The organism is Flavobacterium olei (assembly GCF_039749035.1).
Lineage (GTDB): Bacteria > Bacteroidota > Bacteroidia > Flavobacteriales > Flavobacteriaceae > Flavobacterium > Flavobacterium olei.
This window is the reverse complement of record NZ_JBDKWC010000007.1, coordinates 20,483-36,973: the sequence shown is the minus strand read 5'-3', so window position 1 is coordinate 36,973 and position 16,491 is coordinate 20,483. Positions and strand designations below refer to the sequence as shown.

Here is a 16,491-nt window from a genome sequence, read left to right as displayed (position 1 = left end):
TTTAAATTAGATTTTTGGTTTTACAGAAGAGGCACATCTAAAACCCAGATTTCTAGTTGAATATTGCGCTTTCAGGCTTCCGCGAAAAGCGTAACGCATAAATGCTGCATAGTCCATTAAATCTGTGGCGTTAACAGAGCCGCTTCCGCAAAAGAGATTTTTATCTGTACTCTTGTCTTTTCTGGATTCTCCTGACAGAAAAATCGAATTAAAATCAGAAGTCCATTCCCAAACCAATCCGTGCATGTCGTAAACGCCCCAATAATTCCTGAAAGTTTTACCGGTTTCATTTTCATAAGTTTTAGATTTTTCGTACCAGGATAAAATATACTCATTGAATTCTTTTTTGGTCCTTGCATCGCTTTTTTTGGTATCGGCCATCGCTACATATTCCCATTCATCCATGGTTGCCAAACGTTTTCCCTCACATTCGCAGTATTTTTTTGCCGCAAACCAAGAGACATTTGTAACTGGAGATTTTGGATTTGCATTTCCAAAATCAAAATCAGCCGGCCAATAAGCCAGATAACTTTTATCTGCGAATATTCCTTTTATCCGTGACTTTTGATACAAAGGATTTTTCCTGATAAATGCCAGAAAATCACGGTTTGTCACCGGATAAATGTCTATGTAAAATGATTTTACTGCAACCGGATTTTTAGAAACAGCCCCATAAAGAGGGACAAAAGATCCCTCTTTAATGAAAGCCATTCCCGTTTCCTGCGCTTTCACGACACTAGACGCAGAGAAAAAGAGAGTTAATATGAAAATATATTTTTTCATGCAGATGATTTGCTGTTATCTTAGCGCTTTTACCATTTCGGGAGTAATTTCTGTTTTATTATTTCCCCAATTACTATAAATATAGGTAAGTACATTTGCGATTTCATCATCAGAAAGATTTTGCGCCGGCATAATGTTGTTGTATTTTTTACCATTTACTGTAACTTCACCGGTTAATCCGTGCAGAATAGTTTTAATGGCACGTTTAGAATCTGCATTTAAATGATCGGATTTTGCCAAAGGAGGGAAGGTACCCGGAATTCCTTGTCCTTCAGATTGGTGACAGGCAAAACAAGTAGTTCCAAAAATATCCTTGCCTATTTTAACTTTCTCTGCAACAGTGCGTTTTGGGACTTCTGTTTTTGCAGTTGAGGTTCCCGGCATTTTCTGTATAGTACCGCCCTCTGGTAAATAAATACCTTCCTGAATAGTTCCTGAATAAATGTTTTTGTTTTCTTTTCCTTCCACTTTCAGCATTCCTAATGCACCTTTATTAAATGCTCTGAAAATCGAGTGATCAACCAAAATAAAAGTTCCCGGAGTTTCCACTTTAAAATCAATAATTGCTGCACCGCCGGCAGGTATTAAGGTAGTTTGGACATTTTTATTAATTGTACTTCCGCCTTCAATGTGCACGCTGTCAAATATTTCACCAATAACGTGGAAAGAAGAAACCAAATTTGGTCCGCCGTTTCCAACAAATAAACGTACCGTTTCACCAACCTTAGCTGTCAGTTCACCACCATTGGTTAGTGATCCCACTTTTCCGTTAAATACTACATAATCAGGAGTTTCTTTAACTGCCTTATTCATGTCGAATGGCTGCAGGCCTTTTGCTCCATATTCACCCTGAGTGTAAAAATCACCCTGCATAACATAATATTCCTTGTCAACAGGAGGAAGTCCGCCCTCAGGTTCAACCAAAATCAGTCCGTACATACCATTGGCAATGTGCATTCCTACCGGAGCAGTTGCACAATGGTATACATATAACCCCGGATTGATGACTTTAAAACTGAAAACTTTTTCGTGCCCTGGCGCTACAAGAGAAGAGGTTGCTCCTCCGCCGGGACCGGTTACCGCATGTAAATCAATATTATGCGGCAGTTTATTATCCGGATGATTTTTTAAATGAAATTCTACTTCATCGCCAACTCGTGTCCTGATAAAGCTTCCCGGAACAGAACCGCCAAATGTCCAGTATGTATATTTTACACCATCGGTCATTGTGCCTTCCTGCTCTTTAATTTCCATGTTTAGCTTCAGTTTCATGGCGGTTCTGTTTCCTACTGGTTTAGGAACCATTGGCGGGGCAGTAAGTTCTGCCTCCATTTCACCTTCAGTCATAACATCTGCATAATTTGCAGCTTCCTGTTTTTTGCAGCTTCCTAATAAAAGCAGCATAAAAAATGAACATGCAAGAATGTTCATCCTTGTCCAGATTTTATAATTCTTTGTCATAATTACTTGGTTTTGTTTGTGTTTAAATCTGGATCAAATATAAAAGATGATTTTATCTTTTATTATGATAAAAATCATGTTTCCAGTAACGACAAGCCGTATGTAAGTATTCCAATAAAATAAATCACAAATTAATACTGTTAAATTTTAAGTCTAATTATTTTTAAATAAAAATAAACGACACTCTGAATTTAGAATAATAATGATTATTTTTGCTCGCTGATTTAAGTTAAAAAAATTACTACACTATATTATGGTAAAAGATTTATTTGAAAGAATTCAAAACAATAAAGGACCATTAGGGAAATGGGCTTCACAAGCGGAAGGTTATTTCGTGTTTCCTAAATTAGAAGGAGAACTTGGTCCGAGAATGCAGTTTGGTGGAAAAAATATTTTGAACTGGAGTATAAATGACTATTTAGGTTTGGCGAATCACCCTGAGGTGCGTCAGGCAGATATTGACGCTGCAGCTGAGTACGGTGCAGCTTACCCAATGGGAGCACGTATGATGTCCGGTCATACCAAATACCACGAACAATTAGAAAATGAATTGGCTGCTTTTGTAATGAAAGAATCTGCTTATTTATTGAATTTTGGTTACCAGGGAATGGTTTCTACGATTGATGCTCTGGTTACTAAAAATGATATTATTGTTTACGATGTAGATGCTCACGCATGTATTATAGACGGAGTTCGTCTGCATATGGGTAAACGTTTTACCTATAAACACAATGATCTTGAAAGTATGGAGAAAAACCTGCAGCGTGCTACCAAAATGGCAACTGAAACTGGAGGCGGAATCTTATTTATTACGGAAGGTGTTTTTGGAATGCGCGGACAACAAGGGAAGTTGAAAGAAATTGTTGCTCTTAAACAAAAATACAATTTTAGATTATTAGTAGACGATGCACACGGTTTTGGTACACTTGGTAAAACAGGAGCCGGAGCAGGTGAGGAGCAGGGAGTACAGGCAGATATTGATGTTTACTTCTCTACTTTTGCAAAATCTATGGCTAATATCGGAGCGTTTATTGCTGCAGATAAAGATATTATCGATTATTTAAAATACAATTTACGTTCGCAAATGTTTGCAAAAGCGTTACCAATGATCCAGACAATCGGATCTTTAAAACGTTTAGAATTGCTTCGTAACCACCCGGAATTAAAAGACAAATTGTGGGAGAATGTAAATGCTTTACAAAACGGACTTCGTGCCAGAAATTTTGATATTGGTGATACAAATACCTGCGTAACACCAGTTTATTTAAAAGGAAGTGTTCCGGAAGCGATGGTTATGGTAAACGATTTAAGAGAAAACTATGGTATTTTCTTGTCGATTGTAATTTATCCGGTAATTCCAAAAGGAATTATTTTGTTGAGAATGATTCCGACTACGTCACATACAATGGAAGATATTGATGAAACGTTAGTCGCATTTGAAGCAATTCGTGAAAAATTGGAAAACGGTACTTATAAAGAAATTGCGAGCAGAACTAAAGTTGATTTGGACGCATAATTCTAAAATAGCATTCCCTTCAAATGGGAATTATATAAAAATCCATTCGCTTGACGAATGGATTTTTTTTTATTTTAAGTTAACTTTATTTCATAATCACAAAATAAAAATAAAGAATATGAAAAAAGTACTAACGCTAACAGCAGTTGGACTGGCTCTTCTTACTTCATGCAAAAAAGAAGTGACTACGACAGAACCAGTGCAGATTACACCAAGTTCGCCAAAAGAAGCTGAGATTGTAGAACCTTCCGGAAATCAGTGTTATAGCTTGTCTACAGATGATACTACGATTGAATTAAGTTTTAATGTAAATTCTCATCAGGAAGTAAACGGAAAATTAAGTTACAACATAAGAGGAAAAGATAAAAACGATGGAATAATAAATGGTAATATGGTCGGAGATACGCTTATTGCCGAATATGTTTTTATGTCTGAAGGAACTTCGTCTATGAGACAAGTGGTATTTCTGCAAAGAGAAGGCTTATTGATTGAAGGATACGGAGATGTTGTACAGGCAAATGATAAAGTCGTTTTTAAAGATAGAAAAAAATTAAAATTTGATCAAAAAAATACTTTAACTAAAATTGATTGTAAAGTAGATTAATAAAATGCACTCATAATAAAAAATCCATTCGTTTGGGGGCGAATGGATTTTTTTTATGTCTTTACAAAGTTCAGCTTACAGATTTTTCAAATAAGTTTTTCTCTGGCAGTGAATTTTCGGATCAAAATTCTTCCATAATAAATGGATTGCATTGTTTTCCAGTAATTCAGGAGTTCTGATGCAATTTCTAATTCCCTTAGCAGAAAATGTTTTGTAATATTCATCAAAAATAATTGCTGTTACGCCCTTATTTTGATAGTCAGGATGAACTCCGATAAGATAAAAAACGACATCTTTACTATGTTTTCTGGCTTTTAATAACTGAAGAAAACCAAATGGAAACAACTTACCTTTTATTTTTTGCAATGCCTCAGTAAAACTCGGCATTACAATGCTAAAAGCTACCAGATTATCGTCTTTGTCAACAACGAATTTGATATATTCGGGATTGATAAAACTTATATATTTCTTTTTAAAATACTCTTTCTGAACATCTGAAATCGCTACAAACGAAGCCAGCTTTTCATAGGATTCATTAAACAAATCAAACATTTTATCTACATGAGGCATAATGTCTTTTGTTTTTGTGAAAGTCAAAGATTTCAATTCGTAACGTTTTTTTATTAGGGCCTGGGCTTTCTGAAAAAATTCCGGTTTTACGTTAGAAAAAGGAAATATACTTTCGATATATTGTTTCTCTACCTGAAAGCCTAATTGTTCCAGATGGGTTACATAATAAGGATGATTGTACCAGGTAATCATGGTACCCACCTGATCGTAACCTTCGGTTAAAACACCAACCTTATCCAAATTAGAGAATCCCATCGGACCTTCTGCATGTTCTAAGTTATGTTTTCTTCCCAGTTCAAAAACCTTTTCAAGCAAAGCCTTTGTAACTTCAATATCATCAATTACATCAAACCATCCAAAGCGTACCTTTCTCTTATGCTGGTTGTTAACTTCAGACCAATTTATAATAGCAGTTATACGTCCAACGATTTTATTGTCTCTGTAAGCCAGATAAAAGTAAGCCTCAGCATTATCAAATGCAGGGTTTTTTGTCTTGTCAAAAGATTCCAGTTCATCTGAAATAATGGGCGGAACCCAATACGGACTGTCCTTATATATTGAAAAAGGAAATTTGATGTATTCTGTTAATTCTTTCTTGCTTTTGGCTTCTTTAATTGTAATCATTTAAGATTTTATTAGTTTAATTTAGCGATTTAACTAAATGATATATTTAAGAACGAAGATAGTTATCTTTAATATAACTAAAAAAAAATGCATAAAAAAAAGCCCATATGGGCTAATCTGGATTCATTATTGATCCAAAAACCTAAAAAGCCGGTTTGAATATTATAAATAGATTTTTCTACTCCCGAATTTTGAGATTGAACAGATAAAAAAACAGAAAAAATGGAATTGCATATTTTACTTTGTTCATAATTATTTGAATCTAATTCGGATGAAAAGTCAACGTTATTTATTCATATTTCGCTTTACGTTTTCTTTCTTTTTCCTGATAGTCAATGTTTGCTTCATTATCAGAGTTCTTTTTTGCTTTATCCTGAGCTTTATTTTCGATTAGTTTTTCTTTATACCATCCGTCGTAACGCCATGATACTCCGATACCTCCGTATAAAACTGACGGTGTGTTTTTAAAATTGGTACTTATAGAAGCATCGACCTGCATATTGGCAGAAAGAAGGTAAGCAGCGCCTCCGCGAACTATTGCGTCGCTGTAAAAGTCACTCTTGTATCCCTGATTTTCTATAAAACCAGACCATTTATCATTAAATCCACGCGTTAAAGTTAAGACATAGCCGTAACTCGGGTAATCTGTTCCAATATAATCAGCAATAATATTAGTTACAAAAACCCATCTTCCGCCACCAAATAAATTTTGAGTAATAAGGGAAATTTTAGGTGAGATCGCTCCATCAGGAGAAAAATAATAAGGATTATCCGCACCCACAAAATTCGCTCCGGCGAAAATAGAAACGGCAGGAATTAATTCACGCCATTTAAAACTGTGATTGGCTTTATAGCTGTAGATGTTTGCTTCTTCCTTATAATTTTTATAAGGATCGTAAATAAGGTATTTTGCACCTAAAACTGTTTGTCTGAAATTATTTTTTTTGTAATTAGTATAAGGAGTTTCGGCGTTTTCCATTTGATATTGCAAGTCAACAACAAATTCTAATTGTTCCAGAAAAGCGCCATATCGCAAAGTAAGATCTGTACCAAAGCCGCTGGCGTCGTAGTTTAATAATTCGTGTTTTTCTTTGATGCCGTAAACACCAAACTCTGCCTGAATTACAGATTTTCCAACCGCGTAAGCAGACATGGTTTCACCTGGTCGGTTAGAATTAATGACGTCGGTATATTGTGCAAAAAAGAGTTGTGGAATAAAAAAAAGTACCGGGGCAAGTAAGCTTTTAATTTTGAACATAAATTTTTTTTAAGATTAAAAAAGTGTAAACGCATTTCAAATGTACATATTTTATTATTTATTTAAGATTGATATTTTATTTTTAAGGAACGGATTTATTAATTTTGGAAAAAAATTTACAGTTATGCAAGAAGCATCATTTTCAGGTTTTATAAAAACCATCATGTGGGTTATAGCTTTTTATTACATTTTTAAATTTTTAGCTAAAATCTTTTTGCCGATATTGGTCAAAAAAGCGGTTGAAAATGCCAGCGAAAATTTTCAAAGGCAACAACAATACGGTCAATATAATCAGCGTAATAATTCTCAGAATTCCGGTACTAATAAAGATGAAATCATTATTGATACTGCGAATGCAAAAAAACCACGCGAAACCAAAAAAGTTGGTGATTATGTGGATTACGAAGAAATAGATTAGATTTGTGTCCTGAAAATTTAGGATTCTTTTTAACCCAAACCAGCCAAAATTGAAAATAGTAAATAAGTTCTATCCGCATGCCCTTGTCGTTCTGGGCTTTATCCTTATATCGTTAATTTATTTTTATCCGGTATTACAAGGAAAACAAATCTTCCAGTCTGATATTGCCCAATATACCGGAATGGCAAAAGAGCAAAATGATTTTAGAGCGGTTGAAAATGCAGAACCTTATTGGACAAATTCTGCTTTTGGAGGTATGCCGACTTATCAGCTTGGGGCTAATTATCCAAATGATTTTGTAGGTAAAGTAGATGATGTTTTACGTTTTCTTCCAAGACCTGCAGATTACTTATTTCTATATTTCTTAGGTTTTTACGGTTTGTTACTGGTTCTAAAAACCGATCCGCTAAAAGCTTTTATCGGAGCCATTGCATTTGGTTTTTCTACCTATTTAATTATTATTTTGGGAGTTGGTCATAATGCAAAAGCGCATGCTATCGCTTATATGCCGTTGGTTATTGCCGGATTTATACTCACTTTTCAGAAAAAATATGTCTGGGGAGGATTACTTACCATGTTTGCGGTTGCGTTAGAAATTAACGCCAACCACTTCCAGATGACCTATTATTTATTGATTTTCTTATTGATACTTTCAGGTTATTTTGCTTTCAATTTTATAAAAGAAAAAGATTTCAGGGGACTTTTAATTTCTTCTGCAGTTTTAGTCGTGGCAGGAATTTTTGCTATTGGATCTAATGCAGGAAATTTACTGGCAACCAGTGAATATGCCAAATATAGCATCAGAGATAAAAGTGAATTGACTTTTAACCCTGACGGATCTAAAAATGAGACGACTGCAGCAATGACTACAGATTATATTACAGAATATAGTTATGGTATTGCAGAAAGTTTAAATTTAATTGCTCCAAGAATATTTGGTGGTTCAAGCCATGAAAATGTTGGAACAGACAGTCATATGTATGAATTTATGCTTGGAAAAGGAGTTCCGGCTTCTCAGGCTGAAGATTTTGTTTCAGGAATGCCAACGTACTGGGGAGACCAGCCAATTGTTTCTGCGCCCGCCTATATTGGTGCTGTTGTTTTCTTTTTGGCCGTTTTAGCATTATTTATAGATGAAAGAAAAATAAAATATGTTTTCCTTGCCGGCGCACTTTTTACTTTGGTGCTTTCCTGGGGGAAAAACTTCTCGTTGTTGACTGACTTTTTCATAGAATATGTCCCGATGTATGATAAGTTTAGGGCAGTATCTTCGATTCAGGTCATATTAGAATTATGTTTTCCTGTTCTTGCCGTTATGGGATTACAATCGTTTTTTAAAGCGAAAGACGAGCCAAAATTGCAGCAAAAAGCGTTGGTTCAGACTGGAGTTTTTGGTTTGGGATTAATGGCAATATTACTAATTGCAAAAGGCTTTTTTCATTTTACAGGTGTAAGCGATCAATATTTCATGGAAAGTTATGGGCCGGAGTTTGTTGACGCATTGAAAGAAGACAGAATGACGATGTATTATGCAGATTTATTGCGTACCGGATTTTTAATCGTACTTACTTTTGGGATTCTCTGGATGTTTATTAAAAAGAGATTTTCGCAAAGTACAACATTGATCATTGTGGGTATCGTTATGATTTTTGACTTGTTTTTTGTCGATAAGAAATATGTTTCAGCAAAGGATTTTGTAAGTCCGGTGCAGATTGCGGCGCCTTTTCAGGAAACGCAGGCCGATTCTCAGATTTTAAAAGATACTTCAATTTACCGTGTTTTTGATCTTCAGGGACAATTGCAGGGAAGATCTTCTTATTTCCATAAAACAATTGGTGGTTACAGTGCTGTAAGACCAAGAAGAATGCAGCAATTATACGATTATCAAATCGCTAAAAATAATTTGGAAGTGCTTAATATGTTAAATGTTAAGTACGTAATTCAGGTGGATAAAGAAGGAAATCAAATTCCGACACAAAATCCTGATGCGAATGGAAATGCATGGTTTGTAGAATCTGTAAAACTGGTAAACAAACCAGACGACGTGATGAAAGCGTTGAATACTTTAGATACTAAAAAAGTAGCGGTCTTTAATGTTCATGAATACGAAAGTAAATTTCAAAATGCACGTTTAAAGAAACCTTTTGATACAACAGGAACCATTAAAGTTGTGACGTATAAGCCAAATTATATTAAATACAAATCTGAAAATAAGGGCGAAGGTTTGGCCGTATTCTCTGAGATGTATTATAAAAATGGCTGGAATGCCTATATCGACGGAAAATTAACCGATCATTTTCCTGTTGATTATGTTTTAAGAGCTATGGAAATTCCTAAAGGAAAACATACAATTGAATTCAAATTTGAACCTCAGGTTATAAAAACCGGGGGAACTATCACTTTGATAAGTACAATTGGAATGCTGCTGCTGTTAGCGGGTGGAATTTATTTCGAAAAATTCTATCGCAAAGATTCACAAAGGGATAGCGGAGATACACAAAAATAATTAAAAGCTTTGCGACACTTAGCGGATACTTTGCGAATCTCTGCGGAACACTATAAATCTTAAATGGAACAAAAAAAGCTTTTAATAATTACCTATTATTTTCCGCCTGCAGGGGGACCGGGCGTGCAGCGCTGGTTGAAATTTGTAAAATATCTGCCTGAATTTAATATACAACCCATTGTTTATGTACCGGAAAATCCAACATACCCAATTATTGATGAAGGATTAGTAAGCGAAATTTCAGATAAAGTAATTGTTCTGAAAAATAAAATTTGGGAGCCTTACCAATTAGCTTCTGTTTTCTCAAAAAATAAAACTAAAAAAATCAGTTCCGGAATCTTTCCTCAAAAGAAAAAGCAGACATTTTTAGATAAAATGTTGTTGTTGATTCGCGGAAATTTATTCATTCCCGATGCTCGTGTTTTTTGGGTAAAACCATCGGTGTCTTATTTGGAAAAATACATTCAGGAAAATAATATCGATACCATTGTAACTTCGGGGCCACCGCACAGTCTGCATTTAATTGGCTTAGAACTTCAAAAGAAATTAAAGGTTAAATGGTTTGCCGATTTTCGCGATCCATGGACTACAATTGGTTATCATAAAGCATTGCGATTATCTGCTTACGCAGAAAAAAAACATAAAAAATTAGAACATAAAGTATTAAACTCTGCCGACGAAATAATTGTAACAAGTAAAACTACGAAAACAGAATTTGAGGCCATTACGAAAAAGCCAATTACCGTAATCACAAATGGTTACGATATAGAAACGGTAGAAAAACAGGTAATAGATGCTAAATTTAGTCTGGCGCATATTGGTTCTTTTTTATCAGACAGAAATCCGCCTTTCTTATGGGAAGCTTTAGTTGAACTGCTAAACGAAGTTCCAGAATTTAAAAAACATTTAGAAATTAAATTAATTGGTGCCGTTAGCCAGGAAGTTTTAGATGCGATAAAAGAACATCAATTAAATGATTATCTGAATTTGTTGGGTTACGTTTCTCACAAAGAAGCTGTTGCCCATCAGCGAAAATCTCAGGTTTTGCTTTTGATAGAGATTAATTCTGAAGATACAAAAAGTATAATTCCGGGGAAATTATTTGAATATATGGTCTCCAATCGTCCCATAATTGCCATCGGACCGCAGGGTTCAGACTTTGCCGATATCGTTACGCAGACCAATACGGGAGTATTTTTTGATTATTCTGAAAAAACGAAGTTAAAAAGTGTAATTTTGGACTTTTTTAATCAGTTTTTGGAAGGAAAATTGCAATCGCATGGAATTGGTTTACAGAAATATTCCAGAAAAAATCTAACCGGACAATTGGCACAGCTGATTAAGGGATAATAATATAAAGTCTAAATCTGAACTCTACAATCTAAAATCAACAATGGGTATTGTCTTAAACCAGTCCTTTAAAAATACTATAATAACCTATATTGGCTTTGGAATTGGAGCTATAAATACGCTTTATTTATATCCTATTTTTCTGGGTTCAACCTTTTACGGCTTAACTAATTACATTACATCCTCTGCAAATGTCATTATGCCGTTATTTGCGATTGGAATGCAGAATACGCTGGTAAAATTTTATTCCCAATACAAAACAGACGAGGAAAAATCACGCTTTTTGTCCTTTACAGTTTTGTTTCCAATGCTTTTAATAATTCCGTTATTGTTAATTGGGCTTTTCTTTTACGATGATATTTTATTCTTTTTGTCCAAAAAAAACACCATTGTCAAAAGTTATATCTGGCTTATTCCAATTATAGGTTTGAGTATGGCTTATTTTGAAATTTTTTATGCCTGGGCTCGTGTACACATGCATTCGGTTTTTGGTAATTTTATAAAAGAAGTCGGTTTAAGATTGTTTTCTCTGTTTTTACTGATCGCAGTTTATTTTGACTGGCTTACGGTAGAGGGATTTGTATATGCAACGGCGGGTTTATATTTTATAGCTTTCCTAATCACAATGTTTTATGCATTTAGTATTCAGAAGCCTCATTTTCAATTTACAAAACCTGTAAATTCCAAAGACATACTCATTTATACTTTTTATATTATTTTATCGGGAAGCGTGGCCAATTTGCTTTTAGACGGAGATAAAATGATCTTAAATCAATACATGATTATAGACAACATCGCTTTCTATTCTGTGGCAACTTACATCGCTTTGGTTATTTCTGTTCCAAGTCGTGCCATGCATCAGATTGTATATCCGATCACTGCAAAATTAATGCATGATAATAAGCATGACGAATTAAATTCTTTATATAAGAAAACCTCCATTAATCTTCAGTTTGTAGGAGGATTTGTAATGTTATGTATTTTCGTTAATATCAATCAGTTGTATGAATTGGTTCCCGATGAATACAGGGGCGGAATTCCCGTGGTATTTATGATTGGCATTTCTAAATATTTTGATTTGATTTTAGGAAATAATAATGCCATTATTTTTAATACCAAATATTATCGAATGGTGTTGTATTTAGGATTAATGTTGGTGTTTTTAACCTTTGTATTAAATATGATTTTTATTCCTAAATGGGGAATATTCGGTTCTGCATTTGCAACTTTATTATCGATTACTTTATACAGTCTGGCAAAATTACAGTTTGTGGTTAAAAAGCTTCACTTATATCCCTTTACAAGGCAAACAGTCGAATCTATTGTATTGACTTTTATCTTATTTCTACTTTTCTATTTTTGGGAATTTCCATTCTATCAGCTTATAAGTATTGCACTGAAATCTATTTTAGTGACTATTTTATATGTATATCTGAATTATAAATTTAAAATTTCTATTGATATTAATAATGTCATTGATAGTATGTTTAAAAAAATTGGATTTAAGATGTAATGTTTTTACTTTCAAAATTGCAAGTAATTTAAATAGAAACCTTTTTTGTTTTCTTTGGTAGAAGGATACTAATTATTTCTAATTGTAGCTAACAGACCTCTCTAAAATTAGAAATGCAATTATCTATCAGAGTAGTAATTATTCGCAACCGCAAATCAGCCACACTTTAAGCTTCACTTCATCAAAATATTCAGGATTCGTTTAATGCGGCAGGTATAGAAATTATGTCGCCACATTACAATGCTTTTCGCGATGGAATTGCAACAACAGTCCAGTCAGACAATAAAATTATAATTGAGAAGTAAGCGATAAAGTTTAAAAGTAGGTTAAGTATTTGAAAATTAGAGATTAATAAAACAATTTTAACACTTAAATATTTTGTAATTAATCTAATAAAAATTAACTTTATCATGAAAGTTTAGCATCCGTTTCAGGAAAATACAGATTTTTTTCTAACAAAACCCTTTAATGTAGGTATTTTTTTATATTTTAAAATTGCTTAATTTTGCAGGAAATTACGAATAAAAGTGTAATCAGAATTAAATTGTAGATTAAATTATGAAGTACGATCATCTCAGCCATGAACAAAGTATGCAGGTATTTTCTAATATGATATCAAATAAAGTTCATAATGGATTTACGCTGGAAGAAAGAAACGATGAATTGCTTTTTGCAGTTTTATCTAAGGGAGGAAAAGTGGTTAACCACAGTTTAAATTTCATGATTTTTTGTTTAACTCTCGGATTATGGTCATTTGCCTGGCTGTATCTTACTTTTGAGGCGTCAAAACAAAAAAAGGTTTTAGTAGCTATTGACGAAGATGGTCTGCCATTTGAAGATCGATGTCTGGTAGCGTAAAGAAGTAGAAGAAAAAGAAAAAGCCATAAATACAAACTAATCAATTGTATTTATGGCTTTTATAATTTTTAATAGCATCTATAATTTGTCTTTTAGATAGACGCCGGTAACAGATTCTTTTACTTTTACAATCTCTTCAGGAGTTCCTGAAGCTAATAAATGACCTCCGTTTTCTCCACCTTCAGGACCTAAGTCCAAAATCCAGTCGGCACATTTTATTAAATCCAGATTATGTTCAATCACTATTATAGAATGTCCTTTTTCGATTAACGCATCAAACGAAGCCAGCAATTTTTTAATATCATGAAAGTGCAGACCCGTTGTAGGTTCATCAAATACAAATAAAGCTTTGTCTTTTGTCGCCCCTTTTACTAAAAAAGAAGCCAGTTTTATACGTTGTGCTTCTCCTCCGGAAAGAGTAGAAGAGGATTGTCCTAACTGTACATATCCTAAACCAACATCCTGCAAAGGCTGTAGTTTCTGAGTGATTTTAGACTGTTTGTTTTTTTCAAAAAAAGCAATTGCATCATCAATTGTCATAGTCAGAATATCGTTGATGTTCTGATTGTCAAATGTAACTTCTAAAATTTCTTTCTTAAAACGTTTTCCACCGCAGGTTTCGCAAGGAAGGGAAACATCGGCCATAAAGACCATTTCTACATTAATAGAGCCTTCTCCCTTACAGGTTTCGCAACGGCCTCCGTCAACATTAAAAGAAAAATGTTTTGCCTGATATCCTCTTATTTTTGATAATTTTTCTTTAGCATATAAATCCCGAATATCATCATACGCTTTAATATACGTTACAGGATTCGATCTGGAACTTCTTCCAATCGGATTCTGATCTACATACTCAATGTGTTTAATCTGAGAAAAAGAGCCCGAGATTTCGCTAAATTGCCCAGCTTTTTCAGCAGCACTTTCCAGCTTCTTTTGCATCGCAGGAAATAATATTTTCTTAATCAGCGTACTTTTCCCACTGCCCGAAACTCCTGTTACAACAGTTAAAACATCCAGAGGAAATGTTACATTGATATTCTTTAAATTGTTTTCGCGTGCACCGATAATATCAATGTGGTTTTTGAATTTTCGTCTTTTCTTCGGAACCGAAATTTCTAAATCACCGTTTAAATATTGAGCCGTTAACGAATCTGATTTTAAAATCTCATCATAAGTGCCCTGCGCTACCAGATTTCCACCAAAAGTTCCGGCTTCCGGGCCAATGTCGATAATCATATCGGCAGCTTTCATAATATCTTCATCGTGTTCTACTACAATTACAGTATTACCCAGATCACGCAGCGATAATAATACTTTGATAAGTCTTTCAGAATCTTTAGGATGCAGACCAATACTGGGTTCATCCAGAATATACATTGATCCTACTAAACTGCTCCCGAGTGAAGTTGCCAGATTAATTCGCTGTGATTCTCCTCCCGAAAGTGTTGCAGAATTTCGGTTTAAAGTAAGGTAATCCAGACCAACTTCGGTAAGAAACGATAAACGATTATTGATTTCGACCATCAGACGTTTTGCGATCTGTTGTTCGTAAACATTTAATTCTATGTTTTTAAAGAAAGTAACCAAATGTTTAATTGGAAAATCGACTAAATCGGAAACTGTTTTGCCGTTGATTTTTACATAAGAAGCTTCTTCTCGTAAACGCTTGCCTTTGCAGACATGACATTTTGTTTTTCCGCGGTAGCGTGACAACATTACACGATTTTGAATCTTATAATTTTTTTCTTCTAATTCTCTAAAGAAATCATTAAGTCCCTGAAAATATTTATTTCCGGTCCAAATTATATCTTTTTGCTCTTCAGTAAGCTGAAAGTAAGGTTTATGAATAGGGAAATCAAATTTGTAAGCATGTTTTACCAATTCATCTTTGTACCAGCTCATGCTTTCGCCGCGCCACGGGTAAACAGCACTTTCAAAAACAGATAAGGAAGTATTGGGAACAACCAGATCTGCATCGATTCCGATTATATTTCCGTAACCTTCGCAAACCGGACAAGCGCCATATGGATTATTAAAACTGAATAAATGAACATTTGGTTCGAGGAAAGTAATTCCGTCCAGTTCAAATTTATTAGAATATGAAAATCTTTTTTCTCCATTTAATTCCTGGAGATAGCAAATCCCTTTACCTTCAAAAAAAGCAGTCTGAACCGCATCTGCAAGTCGGTTGTAAAATTCCTCTTCCTCTTTTACCACAATACGGTCAATAATCAATAAAATGTCTTTATTGTCAAACTGATGTAAATCTGAAGCAGAAAAATCATCCAGACGAACCATTTCGTTATTTACCAGAATACGGGCAAATCCCTGCTGTAAAAGTATTTTTAGTTTGTCTTCTAATTGTCTTCCTTCTTCAAGATGAATAGGAGAGAGCAGCAGCCATTTGCTGTCTATGGGTAAATTTTTAACGTCTGTAATGACATCGGTAACCGTATTTTTTTTGACTTCCTGTCCGGAAACAGGCGAATATGTACGACCAATTCTGGCAAATAAAAGTTTGATGTAATCGTAAATTTCGGTCGAAGTTCCCACCGTCGAACGCGCATTGGTAGTATTTACCTTTTGCTCGATTGCAATCGCCGGCGCAATACCTTTAATGTATTCTACTTTTGGTTTGTCTAAACGTCCCAAAAACTGACGAGCGTATGAAGATAAACTTTCTACATAACGTCTCTGTCCTTCGGCATATAATGTATCAAAAGCCAGACTCGATTTTCCGGATCCAGAGAGACCTGTAATTACTACAAGTTTGTTTCTCGGTATGACCACATCTACATTTTTTAAATTATGTACTTGTGCTCCTTTTATTATAATATTTGATTTTGGGTCTATTTTAGAGAGATCAATTTGCATAAAAAAGTCAATTTTTACAAAAGTAAACAATTTTGAATTGGATTTTGTTAAGGATTTAGTTCCAAATTTTAACTATTTTATCATAAAGCGAGCACATTAAAAGTATATTTTTTGATTGTAAAATATATTTTTCAATGCTGTTTAACTTCAAAATCT

12 protein-coding genes are annotated in these 16,491 nt (G+C 34.2%); 7 read left to right on the top strand and 5 right to left on the bottom strand.

Annotated features, from left to right (window positions below):
* Positions 1 to 6: 6 nt before the first annotated feature.
* Together ABEB31_RS18065 and nirK are read right to left on the bottom strand one after the other, a co-directional pair.
* The gene (locus ABEB31_RS18065) at positions 7 to 783 is read right to left on the bottom strand and encodes a formylglycine-generating enzyme family protein (RefSeq protein ID WP_347053056.1); all 777 of its coding nucleotides are present in this window, start codon (positions 781 to 783) and stop codon (positions 7 to 9) included.
* Positions 784 to 798: 15 nt separating this feature from the next.
* Positions 799 to 2,214: a copper-containing nitrite reductase gene (nirK, locus tag ABEB31_RS18060; protein WP_430408236.1), complete on the bottom strand. Its 1,416-nt coding sequence runs from the start codon at positions 2,212 to 2,214 to the stop codon at positions 799 to 801.
* A 283-nt stretch (positions 2,215 to 2,497) separates the two neighbouring features.
* Between nirK and capB the strand changes: the two genes are divergently transcribed.
* On the top strand, positions 2,498 to 3,760 hold the full coding sequence (capB, locus tag ABEB31_RS18055) for a cysteate-C-fatty acyltransferase (protein WP_347053054.1): 1,263 nt from the start codon (positions 2,498 to 2,500) through the stop codon (positions 3,758 to 3,760).
* Positions 3,761 to 3,878: 118 nt separating this feature from the next.
* Positions 3,879 to 4,364, top strand: coding sequence for a hypothetical protein (locus tag ABEB31_RS18050; protein WP_347053053.1), 486 nt, complete (start codon positions 3,879 to 3,881; stop codon positions 4,362 to 4,364).
* A gap of 75 nt (positions 4,365 to 4,439) precedes the next feature.
* Here ABEB31_RS18050 and ABEB31_RS18045 read toward each other — a convergent pair whose 3' ends face one another.
* Both ABEB31_RS18045 and ABEB31_RS18040 read right to left on the bottom strand, forming a co-directional pair.
* Positions 4,440 to 5,558: a GTP cyclohydrolase gene (locus tag ABEB31_RS18045; RefSeq protein WP_347053052.1), complete on the bottom strand. Its 1,119-nt coding sequence runs from the start codon at positions 5,556 to 5,558 to the stop codon at positions 4,440 to 4,442.
* A 289-nt stretch (positions 5,559 to 5,847) separates the two neighbouring features.
* Positions 5,848 to 6,816 carry a transporter gene (locus ABEB31_RS18040; RefSeq protein WP_347053051.1) on the bottom strand — a complete coding sequence of 323 codons (969 nt, stop codon included), beginning with the start codon at positions 6,814 to 6,816 and terminating at the stop codon, positions 5,848 to 5,850.
* 124 nt (positions 6,817 to 6,940) lie between these two features.
* On the opposite strand from ABEB31_RS18040, the gene ABEB31_RS18035 reads away from it, so the two are divergent.
* The 5 genes from ABEB31_RS18035 to ABEB31_RS18015 all read left to right on the top strand — a co-directional run bounded on the left by ABEB31_RS18035 (position 6,941) and on the right by ABEB31_RS18015 (position 13,461).
* A complete protein-coding gene (locus ABEB31_RS18035; protein WP_347053050.1) occupies positions 6,941 to 7,234 on the top strand; it encodes a DUF4834 family protein in 294 nt (97 codons plus the stop codon).
* A 49-nt stretch (positions 7,235 to 7,283) separates the two neighbouring features.
* Positions 7,284 to 9,740, top strand: coding sequence for a YfhO family protein (locus ABEB31_RS18030; RefSeq protein ID WP_347053049.1), 2,457 nt, complete (start codon positions 7,284 to 7,286; stop codon positions 9,738 to 9,740).
* 63 nt (positions 9,741 to 9,803) lie between these two features.
* Positions 9,804 to 11,090 (top strand): glycosyltransferase family 4 protein, encoded by a 1,287-nt coding sequence (locus tag ABEB31_RS18025; protein WP_347053048.1) that lies wholly within the window; start codon positions 9,804 to 9,806, stop codon positions 11,088 to 11,090.
* A 43-nt stretch (positions 11,091 to 11,133) separates the two neighbouring features.
* Positions 11,134 to 12,603 carry an oligosaccharide flippase family protein gene (locus ABEB31_RS18020; protein WP_347053047.1) on the top strand — a complete coding sequence of 490 codons (1,470 nt, stop codon included), beginning with the start codon at positions 11,134 to 11,136 and terminating at the stop codon, positions 12,601 to 12,603.
* A 558-nt stretch (positions 12,604 to 13,161) separates the two neighbouring features.
* Positions 13,162 to 13,461 carry a DUF8108 domain-containing protein gene (locus tag ABEB31_RS18015; RefSeq protein WP_347053046.1) on the top strand — a complete coding sequence of 100 codons (300 nt, stop codon included), beginning with the start codon at positions 13,162 to 13,164 and terminating at the stop codon, positions 13,459 to 13,461.
* 78 nt (positions 13,462 to 13,539) lie between these two features.
* Here ABEB31_RS18015 and uvrA read toward each other — a convergent pair whose 3' ends face one another.
* Positions 13,540 to 16,335, bottom strand: a complete 2,796-nt coding sequence (gene uvrA, locus ABEB31_RS18010; protein WP_347053045.1) for an excinuclease ABC subunit UvrA — start codon at positions 16,333 to 16,335, stop codon at positions 13,540 to 13,542.
* Between the last annotated feature and the right edge of the window lie 156 nt (positions 16,336 to 16,491).